The sequence below is a fragment of the Ensifer oleiphilus genome, assembly GCF_013371465.1.
Classification (GTDB): domain Bacteria; phylum Pseudomonadota; class Alphaproteobacteria; order Rhizobiales; family Rhizobiaceae; genus Ensifer; species Ensifer oleiphilus.
In genome coordinates, this window is record NZ_JABWDU010000002.1 from 578183 (window position 1) to 590642 (window position 12460).

Annotated in this window: 12 protein-coding genes; 7 read left to right on the forward strand and 5 right to left on the reverse strand. The window is 62.3% G+C overall.

Features of this window, described 5'->3' with window-relative positions; genetic code table 11:
- Positions 1 to 68: 68 nt before the first annotated feature.
- Positions 69 to 476, reverse strand: a complete 408-nt coding sequence (locus HT585_RS09560; protein WP_176352678.1) for a GFA family protein — start codon at positions 474 to 476, stop codon at positions 69 to 71.
- A gap of 337 nt (positions 477 to 813) precedes the next feature.
- Between HT585_RS09560 and HT585_RS09565 the strand changes: the two genes are divergently transcribed.
- Positions 814 to 1806 carry a threo-3-hydroxy-L-aspartate ammonia-lyase gene (locus HT585_RS09565; RefSeq protein WP_343213953.1) on the forward strand — a complete coding sequence of 331 codons (993 nt, stop codon included), beginning with the start codon at positions 814 to 816 and terminating at the stop codon, positions 1804 to 1806.
- A gap of 396 nt (positions 1807 to 2202) precedes the next feature.
- Positions 2203 to 2952 (forward strand): SDR family oxidoreductase, encoded by a 750-nt coding sequence (locus HT585_RS09570; protein ID WP_176352680.1) that lies wholly within the window; start codon positions 2203 to 2205, stop codon positions 2950 to 2952.
- 97 nt (positions 2953 to 3049) lie between these two features.
- Here the strand turns inward: HT585_RS09570 and HT585_RS09575 are convergent, their stop codons facing one another.
- Positions 3050 to 3502 (reverse strand): Lrp/AsnC family transcriptional regulator, encoded by a 453-nt coding sequence (locus HT585_RS09575; RefSeq protein ID WP_176352681.1) that lies wholly within the window; start codon positions 3500 to 3502, stop codon positions 3050 to 3052.
- 112 nt (positions 3503 to 3614) lie between these two features.
- Here HT585_RS09575 and HT585_RS09580 point away from each other — a divergent pair, with 112 nt between their 5' ends.
- Positions 3615 to 4598, forward strand: a complete 984-nt coding sequence (locus HT585_RS09580) for a nucleoside recognition domain-containing protein (RefSeq protein WP_176352682.1) — start codon at positions 3615 to 3617, stop codon at positions 4596 to 4598.
- Positions 4599 to 4762: 164 nt separating this feature from the next.
- The gene (locus HT585_RS09585) at positions 4763 to 7153 is read left to right on the forward strand and encodes an arylsulfatase (RefSeq protein WP_176352683.1); all 2391 of its coding nucleotides are present in this window, start codon (positions 4763 to 4765) and stop codon (positions 7151 to 7153) included.
- Between the two features lie 367 nt (positions 7154 to 7520).
- On the opposite strand, the gene ftrA is transcribed toward HT585_RS09585, so the two are convergent.
- Positions 7521 to 8576 (reverse strand): transcriptional regulator FtrA, encoded by a 1056-nt coding sequence (gene ftrA, locus HT585_RS09590; protein ID WP_176352684.1) that lies wholly within the window; start codon positions 8574 to 8576, stop codon positions 7521 to 7523.
- Positions 8577 to 8649: 73 nt separating this feature from the next.
- Here ftrA and HT585_RS09595 point away from each other — a divergent pair, with 73 nt between their 5' ends.
- From HT585_RS09595 to HT585_RS09605, 3 genes are all read left to right on the forward strand, one after another.
- Positions 8650 to 9081, forward strand: a complete 432-nt coding sequence (locus HT585_RS09595) for a rhodanese-like domain-containing protein (RefSeq protein WP_176352685.1) — start codon at positions 8650 to 8652, stop codon at positions 9079 to 9081.
- A 110-nt stretch (positions 9082 to 9191) separates the two neighbouring features.
- Entirely contained in the window at positions 9192 to 9668 is a 477-nt protein-coding gene (locus HT585_RS09600; RefSeq protein WP_176352686.1) for a GNAT family N-acetyltransferase, read from the forward strand.
- Positions 9669 to 9935: 267 nt separating this feature from the next.
- Positions 9936 to 10358: a DUF1801 domain-containing protein gene (locus tag HT585_RS09605; protein ID WP_176352687.1), complete on the forward strand. Its 423-nt coding sequence runs from the start codon at positions 9936 to 9938 to the stop codon at positions 10356 to 10358.
- 114 nt (positions 10359 to 10472) lie between these two features.
- Here the strand turns inward: HT585_RS09605 and HT585_RS09610 are convergent, their stop codons facing one another.
- Both HT585_RS09610 and HT585_RS09615 read right to left on the reverse strand, forming a co-directional pair.
- Positions 10473 to 11705 carry an HlyD family secretion protein gene (locus HT585_RS09610; RefSeq protein WP_176352688.1) on the reverse strand — a complete coding sequence of 411 codons (1233 nt, stop codon included), beginning with the start codon at positions 11703 to 11705 and terminating at the stop codon, positions 10473 to 10475.
- Positions 11706 to 11708: 3 nt separating this feature from the next.
- On the reverse strand, positions 11709 to 12173 hold the full coding sequence (locus HT585_RS09615; RefSeq protein ID WP_176352689.1) for a hypothetical protein: 465 nt from the start codon (positions 12171 to 12173) through the stop codon (positions 11709 to 11711).
- Between the last annotated feature and the right edge of the window lie 287 nt (positions 12174 to 12460).

Below are 12460 nucleotides of genomic sequence, written 5' to 3' on the forward strand. Positions count from 1 at the left end.
AGAGGCTTGAAGGCGGCTGCATCAAGAACGATGTAAACACCAAAGTGTTAGAATTTTCAGACGCGAACCTACAAATGCCGCACCTCTGACGGCGTCGAGCCCCAATCGTCGTTCAGCCCGTCGAAATAGGTGACGGGTGCCGCGACCAGTTCGTCGATATCGACGCCATCGAGGCACGCCACGTTGATGTTGTAGTAGATGTGACCCGTCATGTTCGGCGTGTCGATGCGCTCGAACGGGCGCACGCCGCAATGGTGGCAAAAGAAGTGGTGGGCGACCGAGTTGTGCCCTTGATAATCCGTCAGCGCATCCTTGCCGGCAACAAGGCGAAAGGCCTCCGGCCTCACCTCCACCGACCAGAGCCGCATCTTGGTGCAGAGCGTGCAGTTGCACTTGCCCGTGCCGGCGCTGATGTCGATATCTGCCTCGATGCGAACCGCGCCGCAGTGGCAACTGCCAGTATAGGTCTTCAGCACTTCGTCCCTCCCGTCGCCCGAAACGAACCAGAGTTTAAGGTCCTGCAGCGTGTGTGCGTCCTGTCTGACGCGACGCCGCCAAGCCACGCAACTATGCCACCGGCCGCAGCGCTTGAATATCGCGGAACTGTGCAGCAAATGCCACCAGGCCGGCACTATGCAGCAAATGCCACCAGGCCGGCACTATACGGCTTGGTCCGTGACAGCGATGTCATGAGCAGGATGGCGCCAACGGTTGTTCGGCCAGGCTCGTGCGAACGCTGGCGCGATGCTACATTGCCGCGCCTTGGAAAATCCTCTCACGATCCGAGGCCACCGCGCGCAATGGAGGTTTCTCGTGGTCAATACTGCACCGGCACCAGCTTCATCGCGCATCCCGACCTTCGACGATGTTCGAACCGCTCGGGCACGCATTTCTGGCGCGGCGCACCGCACGCCTGTCTTGACATCGCGAACGGCAGACGCCGGAACCGAAGCGACCATTTTCTTCAAGGCGGAGAACCTGCAGCGTGCAGGCGCTTTCAAATTCCGGGGCGCTTACAACGCCATCGCGGCGCTGGACGCACACTCCCGGCAAAATGGCGTCGTCGCCTTTTCCTCGGGCAATCACGCCCAGGCACTCGCCTATGCCGCCAGGCTCCAGGGTGTTTCGGCAACAGTGGTCATGCCGCGCGACGCGCCGGAGATAAAGGTGGCGGCGACCAGGGGCTATGGAGCGGAGATCGTCTTTTATGATCGATACACGGAGGATCGGACGGAAATCAGCCTGCGGCTTGCCGCCGAACGGGGCGCCGTGCTCATACCTCCCTATGACCATCCGGATGTCATCGCGGGACAGGGTACCGCAGCGCTGGAACTGATCGAGGACGTCGGCGAGATCGATCTGCTCGTCGTTCCGCTGGGCGGCGGCGGTCTTCTGGCCGGCAGCGCGCTCAGCGCCCGGGCGCTTTCGCCCACTTGCACCATTGTCGGTGTCGAGCCCGAGACAGGCAATGACGGCCAGCAATCCTTGCGAAAGGGCGAAGTGGTCAAGATCCCGGTGCCGAAGTCCATCGCCGATGGCGCGCTCGTCACTCATGTCGGCGACCACAACTTCGCCATCCTGAAAAACGCGGTCGATGACATCGTAACGGTCACCGATGCGCAACTGGTCGAGACGATGCGGTTCTTTGCCGAGCGCATGAAGATGATCGTGGAGCCGACCGGTTGCCTGGCGGCGGCGGCCGTCCTGCATGGCGCCATCGCCTGCGGCGGAAAGCGGGTGGGTATTCTGCTCAGCGGCGGAAATATCGATCTCAAAACCTTCAGCGCCCTATTGGGGGGACGCTGACGCGGCGTGTCGGCTTATCCTTTGCTTGCGGCAATCCCAATATGTCGGCGATCGGGGGAATGAGGATCGTCGCCATGGTCGAGGGACAAACGTTCTATTATGTCCTGATTTGGATACTGGCCTTTGCCGTCTGGTTCCTCTTCTTCCGATGACGGTGAAGGATAATCGGCCCTGGCGCTCAGGTGGTTGAGCCGCCTTCTTGGCCACGCCGAGCGTTCCGGAGTGCGCCGCAAGCACGAGATCGGGGCAGAGGCTATGTTTCGCTCCGGCTTTCTGTGCCGCCTGGCGTTCAATTCCTCGATCCCCGCCCCGTTCAACTGCACCCCATCGGAAATCGGGTGGGCGCTGCTTCTGGCCGTCGATACTCAGGGGCCCTCAACCAAGAGGAGCAAGTCCATGTCCATGTTGCAGAACAAGATCGTTATCGTCACCGGCGCGTCGTCGGGTATCGGCCGCGCGGTCGCTGAACTTTTCGCCGCCGAAGGCGCGAAGCTGGTCCTGAATGCCCGCACCGAAGCGCCGCTCGCAGCCGTGGTCGAGGCGATCCATGCCGACGGCGGCGAGGCGATCGCCGTCAGCGGCGACGTTGCCGATGAAGCCACCCATGTCCGGCTGGTCGACGCCGCTGTCACCCGGTTCGGCGGTCTCGACGTCGCCATCAACAATGCCGGCGCGGTCGGCGCGATGCGGCCGCTCGCCGAGATCACCGGGTCCGAATGGCGCGAAACGCTTGAAATCAATCTGACCTCCGCTTTCCTCGGCGCCCGCCACCAGATCCCGGCGATGCTGAAGCGCGGCGGCGGATCGCTAGTCTTCACCTCGACCTTCGTCGGCACCAGCGCCGGCATCCCCGGCATGGCCGCCTACGGCGCTTCCAAGGCGGGGCTGATGGGGTTGGTCAAGGGCATCACCGCCGATTATGGCGCAAGCGGCATTCGCGCCAACGCCCTGCTGCCCGGCGGTGTCGACACGCCGACCGGTGGCAGCAAGGAGCAAAAGGAATGGGCCGCAGGCCTGCACGCCATGAAGCGCATCGCCCAGCCGGAAGAAATCGCCCGCGCGGCGTTGTTCCTGGCAAGCCCGATGGCAAGCTTCGTCGCCGGCTCCGCGCTCTATGCCGATGGAGGGAACGCCGCGGTCAAGTAGCGTCGTCCTTATGCGTCGGGGCAGATCGCCCCGGCGCCCCGTGCGCGCCTTCCTTGGGTTGGGATCACGCTCAGCAAGGCGGCCTGGCCGTCACTCATCAGAGCGGTATCTCCGTCGTGTCCTTGCCGGTACGAATGACGAATGTCGTGTAGTAGCGGGCGACGTTGCTCTCCTCGCGAAAAAGCCGTTCCGTCAGGGCATCGAGCTCTTCCATGTCCTTCAGCCGCAGCATCAGCAGTGCGTCGGTCGCGCCGCTGACGCTGTAAGCCTGGGTGACGGCCGGTTCCTTGGCGGCCATGTCGAGGAACCGGCGCACATATTGTTCGCCGTGGCGCTCGAGCTCGACGGTGATGATCGCCTTCACCGACCTGCCGGCCTTGGCCGGATTGAGGACCGCGACGACGCGTTCGATGACACCCGCCGCGTTCAACCGCCTGATGCGACGCAGGCAGCTCGATGGTGACAGCCCGACTTCAGCCGCAAGATCGGCATTGGTTCGCGACGCGTCCTGCTGCAGCAACGTGAGCAGCCTTTTGTCAATCCGGTCCATTTCACTTCCCTTCGTGGTGGCATGCAATTTTATTGCACAAATTCGCATATTTTGACCACAACTGCGAACGACCTCGCGTTAGTCCTTGGAGGACAACCAGGGAGACACCGCCATGACCTTTCACATCATCCTTTATCGAAAGACGCTGGATACGCTTGAAGTCTATTGGGACCTCGTGCGCATCATCGTGCCCGTCACCGTCGCCACGCATATCCTGCAGGAGCTTGGCGTGATCCGCGCCGTCGCACCGGCCTTCGAGCCGCTGATGACCCTGGTCGGCCTGCCGCCCGAGCTTGCCTTTGCCTGGCTGACGGGGCTTTTGGTCGGGATCTGGGGCGCCGTGGTGGTCGTGTTCACCCTCGTGCCGGTGTCGGAGCTGACGACCGCCGATATGACCGTGCTTTCGGCGCTGCTGCTGGTGGCGCATGCCATTCCGATCGAGCAGCGGATCATCCAGAAGGCCGGCCCGAGCTTCATGGTGACGGCAGCGCTTCGCGTTGGCGGCGGACTGATCTTCGCGGCATTGCTCAATCAGATCTTCGCCGCCACCGGCTGGCTCTCCACCCCGCTGCAGCCGACATGGATACCGGCAAACCAGAATGCCGACTGGATCGGTTTCGTCGTGAGCACGCTGAAGACGCTCGGCACCATGCTCGTCGTGCTGCTGGCGCTCAGCTGGCTGATCGAGATCCTCAAGATGGTCGGCATCCTCGGCTGGCTCAACCGGGGCATGGCGCCGCTGTTTCGGCTGGCCGGCATCCAGCAGCAGACGGTGCCCTTCGCCGCCGTCGGCGTGCTCCTCGGCATTTCCTATGGTGGCGCGCTTTTGATCCGCGAGGCACGCACGGCGAGCGTCGCGCCGCGACAGGTCTTCCTCGCCTGCGTCTTCATGGGGTTTACCCACAGCCTGATAGAGGACACTTTGCTCGTTGTCGCACTCGGCGCCGATTTTGCCAGCGTGTTCTTCGGCCGGCTGATCTTTGCGATCGTCGCGACGGCCCTGATCGCCAAAGCCATCGGATCGGCACCCGACAGGGTGTTCTTCACACGGTGCTTCCGAAAGGAGCGTGTGACGCTGGCACCATCGGAAGCTTGACACTTGGCTCTTGGCTCACGGCTCGGCGGCGCGGTTCGCGCCGCCATGAAGCCTCATCTCATCCGACGAACCGGCGGAGCTGTGCAGACGCATCGTAACTGTTACATCCTTGCCTAATTTTAGCATTCTGTAATTCTCTCCGTTTCAGCGGAGGAGAAGCGATAATGTTAAGACTTGGAACGCTGTTTCTTGCTACCTTGAGTTTGACGGCAACTCCGAATTTCAACGCCAATGCGCAGGAAACCACTGGCGAACCTGGCTCGCCCAGCGCAACAACGACGATCGACGGCCGATACTTGCCGAACCCGCCAGCGGCCTTCGGTGGAGAAATCGGTCTCGACGCGAAAACCTCGAAACCCTATTGGCCAGCACAGATCGTGCCCCCGAAAGGCGCTCCAAACATCCTGCTGATCATGACCGACGACGCCGGCTACGGTGTTGCAGGCACCTTCGGAGGCGTCATACCGACGCCAGCGTTGGACCGTGTTGCAAACGCCGGCTTGCGCTTTACGCAGTTCCATTCCACTGCGCTCTGTTCCCCATCGCGCGCAGCACTTATCACCGGCCGCAATCATCACTCGGCGGGCTTCGGCGTCATCTCCGAGCAGGCGACCGGTTATCCCGGATATGACTCGATCATCGGCATAGAGAACGCTACGATCGGCACGATCCTGAAGCAGAACGGCTACGCCACGTCCTGGTTCGGAAAGAACCACAACACACCCGCTTTTCAATACAGCACCGCTGGTCCGTTCGATCAATGGCCGACGGGTATGGGCTTCGATTACTTCTATGGCTTCATGGGCGGCGATACCAATCAGTGGGAGCCGTACCTGTTCCAGAACACGACCCAGATTTTCCCGTGGACCGGTAAGCCCGGCTACAATCTCGTAACGGACACGGCCGACAACGCCATTGATCACATAAAGCAGCTAAATGCGGCGGCACCCGACAAGCCGTTCTTCGTCTACTACGTGCCCGGTGCCACGCATGCGCCCCACCATCCAACCAAGGAGTGGATCGACAAGTTCAAGGGCAAGTTTGACATGGGCTGGAATGAGTTGCGCGAGCAGATCTTCGCCAACCAGAAAAAGCTCGGCGTCATTCCCGCCAATACCCAGCTGACCGAATGGCCGGACAGCCTGCCGAAATGGGACGCCCTGGACGCCGAAAGCAAGAAGCTGTTTGCCCACCAGGCTGAGGTGTTTGCTGCCTACGTGGCCTATTCGGACCACGAGATCGGGCGGGTGATCCAGGCGGTCGATGACCTGGGAAAACTCGACAATACCCTCGTCATCTACATCGAGGGTGACAACGGCACCAGCGCCGAAGGAAGCGTGCTCGGAACGCCAAACGAGCTTATCACGATCGAAGGCATGCAGATGCCGGTTGCGGCTCAGATGAAGTTCTTTGATAGCTGGGGCTCGAACCAGACCTATCCGCACATGTCCGTTGCGTGGTCATGGGCCTTCGACACGCCGTTCAAGTGGACAAAGCAGGTTGCTTCGCACTTCGGCGGCACGCGTCAGGGCATGGCGATGTCATGGCCGGCACGGATCAAGCAGGCCGGTGGCGTTCGGACCCAGTTCCACCACATGATCGATATCGTTCCGACCATCCTTGATGCGACGGGCATTCCTGCGCCAGTGATGGTCGATGGCGTTGCGCAAAAGCCGATCGAAGGCGTCAGCATGGCCTATAGCTGGGACAACGCCCAGGCTCCATCCGCCCGCAAAACGCAATACTTTGAAATGTTCGGCAATCGCGGCATCTACAGCGATGGCTGGTATGCCTGCACGACACCTCCGGCAGCGCCGTGGTTGATGGGGACGACAGCGATGCCGGACGTCATCGATGGCTATAAATGGGAGCTGTACAACCTCACGGAGGACTATTCGCAGAACAACGACCTTGCAGCAAAAATGCCGGAAAAGTTGCATCAGATGCAGGAATTGTTTCTGATGGAAGCGGCAAAATACGACGTCTTCCCATTGGACAACTCGATCCTGGAGCGACTGACGACGCCACGCCCCAGCGCTACGGCCGGACGGAACGAGTTCAGCTACGGCGGCGTGATGTCAGGTATCCCGACGAGCAATGCGCCGAACGTCATCAACAAGTCCTATACGATCACCGCCGAGATAACCGTTCCTGAAAACGGCGGCGAAGGTATGCTCGTCACCACAGGCGGGCGTTTCGGTGGGTACGGGTTCTATCTGCTCAAGGGCAAACCCGTGTTTCTGTATAATTTCGTCAATATGGAGCGCTTCCGTTGGCAAGGTCAGGAGACCCTTTCTGCCGGCAAGCACACACTGGTCTTCGATTTCAAATCTGACGGACCCGGCATGGGCAAGGGCGGAACTGGCGTTCTGAAGGTGGACGGCAAGGACGTTGCGAACGCGAAAATACCGCACACGATCCCCGCACTCATGCCTTGGGACGAGACCTTCGACGTAGGCGTAGATACGCGGACAGGCGTCGAAGAAACGGACTATCAGGTCCCCTTCGCCTTCAACGGTGAAATCGCAAAGCTGACCGTCAATCTGCAGCCGTAACTCCAACTGCTGCATGTTTCCTTGAACGTATTCGCTTCAAGGAAACATGCAGCAGTTCAAAGTGCTACAGCGACCTTTGCGCGTCTGATGAGACGCGCGGCGCTGTTGGGGGCTCCGGGAGATTGAACCCGGAGTCCAACATATGATGGTCCTACGGGGCCTGCGAAGGAGCAGAAAATCATCCCGCCCGCCCAAGGCGGCAACACCTTCGATGTCCGAGCCACCATCAAGGCTATGTATTCCTCGCGCCATTCCGGCCGAAGCGTGCAGCGATTCCTCGTCAGGCATTACGTAGAAACAGACAGATAGAGGGTTTCGACGGTTCCGTTTGCAGGGGAAGCGCTCCAGAAACGCGGTAGCTGACGGATCACTCCGCGCTGGCTTCCGCAGGCGCGCTTGCAGGCGTCCCCATCCGCCCGAACATGGCGCGATAGGCGGCAGGCGTCGTCGAAAGCTGCTGGCGAAAATGGTGGCGCAGCGTCTGGGTCGAGCCGAAACCGGAGACTTCGGCCACCTGCTCCATGCCGAGCGTGCTTTCCTCCAGCAGTTGCCGGGCTCGCGCCAGCCGTTCGCCGAGCAGCCAGCGTGCCGGCGTGGTGCCGGTTGCCGCCTCGAAGCGGCGAAGGAAGGTGCGCTCGCTCATGCCGACGGAACTGGCGAGCGCGGCGATCGAAAAATCCTCGCCGAGCTGCGCGCGCATCCGGTCGATCAACGGCCCGAGGCGAGCGCTCTCGTGCACCTCCGGCACCGCCCTTTCGATATATTGCGCCTGCCCGCCATCGCGGTGCGGCGGCACGACGAGACGGCGAGCCACCCGGTTTGCCGCCTCGCTGCCGAAATCGCGGCGAATGAGATGCAGGCAGAGATCGATGCCGGCAGCACTGCCGGCCGACGTCAGCACCGTGCCGCTGTCGACATAGAGCACATCGGGCACCACCTCGACGTCGGGATAGGCCGCCTTCAGCTTGTCCGTATAGCGCCAATGGGTCGTTGCCCTGAGGCCGGAGAGCAGGCCGGCGGCCGCCAGCACGAAGACGCCCGAGCAGATGGAAAGCACCCGCGCGCCGCCGGCATGCGCGGCGCGCAGCGCCCGGCACAGGGCTTCGGGCACCGGCGTATCGGCGCCGCGCCAGCCGGGCACGATGATGGTGCCCGCCTGCCCCAGGAGATCGAGCCCGCCATCGGCCATCATCCGGATGCCGCCGGTCGCCCTCAGTTCCCCCGGCTCGATCGCGGCGACCGCGAAGCGATACCAGCCCTCGCCCATCTCCGGCCGCGGCAGGCCGAACATTTCGACGGCCACGCCGAACTCGAAGGTGCAGAGACCATCATAGGCAAGAGCGACCACAAGCGGGTTAGCGGGTGTTTGCGATGAGACAGATGGTTTTGGCATGATGTTGAGCATATATGGCAAACCCGCCATCTGCCAGCCCCTCTCCGACGTTGCTACAACCATCCTCGTCAACCGCTGAAGCCAAGAGCCACAGGAGAGCCAGATGAGCTACGTCACCGAAACCCCAGCCGCAGCGCCCCAGATCGCCATTGCCCATTTTGCCGGACGGCTGAGCGTCGAGACCGATTGCGCCGATGTCGCCCATGCCCTGAAGAGCGGCGAGCAGGATTTCGTGCTGCTCCACGCCGTCGGCACCGAGGCTGCATACGCCCGCCGCCATGTGCCGGGCGCGATCCATCTCCCCCACCGGGAGATCACCGCAGAGCGCATGGCGGAATGGCCTGATGACACCCTGTTCGTCGCCTATTGTGCCGGGCCGCATTGCAACGGCGCCGACCAGGCGGCGCTGAAGATCGCCCGGCTCGGACGGCCGGTAAAGATCATGATCGGCGGCATCACCGGCTGGGAAGACGAGGGCTTCGCCTTCGCTTCGGGTGCAGCCCCCGGCGAGCCGAAGCGCCTGCTGGCTGCTTGAGGGTAGCGGCGAGACGGATGGCCGCCAAACGGCGGCCTTGGCGGAGCAGCACAAACACGCCAAGCTGGCGGCAGGATCGACGCGGTTGCTGAGCCGTGCAAAGGAACCCGATGACGAACACTCTTTCCATCCGCCCGTTCACGCAAGGCGACGTGCCCGCCGTACTGGCGCTGATGCGCGGCCTGGCCGTCTTCGAAGGTTACATCGACAAGTTCGCCGTGACGGAAAAGGACCTCATCGACCACGGCCTTGGGGAAACCCCGCGCTTCGGCGTCCTCGTCGCCGACCTCGAAGGTCGCGTCGTCGGCATCGCCGTGCACTATGTCGTTCCCTGGACCTACGACCTGAAACCGACCGTCATTTTGAAGGAATTGTTCGTCGAGGAAGGTGCCCGCTCCTCGGGCGCGGGGGCGGCCCTCGTCGCCGCCCTGAAACGCCACGCCACCGCCATCGGCGCGCCCCGCGTCAACTGGACCGTGCTTGCCGGCAACGAGCCGGCAAAGCGCTTCTACCGCCGCCAGGGCGGCGCCCCCGATGACGTCTGGGAGCCGTGGACGTTGGCCGTGCCAGCGAGCGACGAGAACTGAAGCCGATAGGCCTGCAGCCTACCGCGGTGCGAACCGGAACATGCGCAACCGGCCGCGTTCGGCACGATGGAACGACAGTGCCGCGCCCGGCTCCAACGCATTAATCCGGCCGCACAACATCTTGAATCGATTCCGATTTGAGGCATTGTGCGGTGGCAGCTGCGCCGCCCCTGGATTAGCCGACTGAGACGACGGTCCGTCGACGGCCAGGCCAGGCAACGTCAACGCGGCCGAAAGAAACGCCGGGAACCGGAGGATCGAGCCCCAATGAATGCATCCGAGCATATCGACCAGTTGATCGCCGACACCGACGACTGGCGCGGCAAGACACTCGCCAGTCTGCGCAGGCTCATCCTTGGGGCCGACAAGGAGATCATCGAGGAATGGAAGTGGATGGGAAGCCCCGTGTGGTCGCGTGACGGCATCATCGCCGTCGGCAATGCCCACAAGGACAAGGTGAAGCTGACCTTTTCCCACGGCGCCAGCCTGCCGGACCCTGAAAATCTGTTCAACAACGGCTTGAACGGCAAGGTCTGGCGGGCGATCGATCTGTTCGAGGGCGATGAGATCGACGAGCCTGCGTTCCAGAACCTCATCCGCGCCGCGATCGATTACAATCAAGCCAAGGCGAAGAAGAAGAAGGCCCCTGTTAGCAGTCGGGCAAAGGCGACCCAAAGCAAGGACGACTGAGGCGCATGGCGGCTGACGATGCCACTCGGCCCCCCGGCGTGCCACCCCGTCTCTCGACGGCGCGTGTGATTGCTTCGGGCAAGTGAGCCCACCTCCCCGACCTGGGAAGCGCCGTCAGTGCCCGCCCAGCACCAGCGTCTGTACCGGCAGCATCACCGCCTGCATGCGCAGGATCATCGCGTGCACAAGGCCGACCGTATCGACCACGTGCAGATAGACCCAGCGCAGCGAGCTGATATCGGGCGATTCCAACTCGTCATGGCTGTTGGTATAGGCGTTGGCAATGCAGCTGCTGCCGGGCGGAATGCCCGCGAGGCCATCGGCATAGAGTGGCTCCAGGAAGACGGTGAGCGTTCCGGGTCTCGCCAGTTGCGTCACGTCGACCAGCTGGTCGCTGGCTCTCAGCTGCCCGCCGGCGATCACGTCCTGCACCTGCGTCACCACCATCGGAATGATGGTGAAGGGCTTGCCGACGCAGGTGGCCTCGGCAATCATGCCGACCTTCAGCACCTGTGCTTCGATCTGGCCGAAACCGGCGATCAGCGCCACCTTGCCAGCCTCGGTCGGCACCAGGACGCCGGCCGGACGCAGCATCGGGTTGACGACTTCCCCGACACGCAGGGTGAACTGCTGTAGCGTGCCCGAGATGCCGGCGCGCACCGTGGTCTTTTCGAGTTCGGCGGTGGCCTGCTTCAGCGCTGCCTCTGCGCTCGCCTTCTGCGAGGGCAACAGCGACGCAATCTTCGTCTCCAGCGTCTGCCTGCTGGAAAGGGCAGCCGTAAGCGCGCCCTTGCGCCCTTCAAGCGCGACCTGCCGGCGTTCGATCTCGCGTCGTGCAACCACGTTGGGATTGAGCCGGTTCAATTCGACCTGCGTGTCGTACTCGTCCTGAGCCTGCCTCACAGCGGCTTCGGCCTGCACGATCACGCCGTCGGCCGCAGCAAGCTCGGTCTGCGCCACAGTCGTCTCGGCTTCCACCTCGGCGATCTGCCGACGCGCCAGCTCGACGGCCGCTTCCTGCTCGGTGCTGTCGAGCCGGAACAGCGGTGTGCCTGCCTTGACCTCCTGATTGAGGTTGACGAAGATCTCGGCCACACGCCCGCCCGTCTCAGGCAGGATTGCAACGGTGCGGAAAAGCGAGGTGACGTTCTTCGTCGACGGATGGAAATAGAACACCAGCGTGATCAAGGTCAGCGTCAACATCACGCAGGCGGTGATGCCGTAGCGGAGCTCATACCAGACGGAATAGAGTGTGATCTCCCGGCCGAACCTTCTGTCCTGGACGTAACGGCGAAAGAGATAGTCGGGAAGGATGGTGAGCATGGAGCAGAGCAGGAACTCGAACATGGGTCATGCCCTCCCGTCGGTTACGGTCGAAACAACAGTGGTTTCCGCGACCGGTGTCGCCGGCGCGGCACCGGCCTGGGGGGCGACAATGACGTGTCCGTGGGCGTCCAGCTCCGGCTCCGGTTCTCGCCCAGACATCTTCTCCAGCGAGCGGGCGATCGATCTCAGCGGCGACCAGAAGTCAGGCAGATCGACCAGCGCCAGTATCAGCCCCGCGATCCAGAAGAGATGATTGTGGGTGAACAGCGCGATCAGCGCCAGCACCGCCACGACCTCGAACTTCGCCTTGCTCGCCCCATGCGCCATTTGCTCGGGCAGAGCATGCAGGCGCAGGTAGAACGTACCGATCAGGAAGATCGCCAGCAGCAGGAAAACCAGGACGACATTGAAGAGAATGTCGGGCTGTCCAGGCGCGGTGATGAACATCGGCAGATGCTCGATCGCTTTCGGATGCACTGTTGCGTCCATCTCCGTCTCCCCAACGCAGATCGGATTTCAACCCTCGAGCCCATCGCCGATGAATGGATTCACGCGGCATGGCCAAGGCCATTGTCCGTATGCAAGTCTATGCATGTCGCCATCCCGAGCCGCTGCGCACAGTCGGACGGGCATTCATAATATCAGACAGTTAGCATACAATTGATGCTTGTAAAGCAAAGACTTTCTTGCAGCATCCACGATCACGGTTGATATCACGCGGGCGCGTCGTTCCGCCCGCCAGTACCTGTCGACAATCGCTCCGCCGCAAGCCTGCA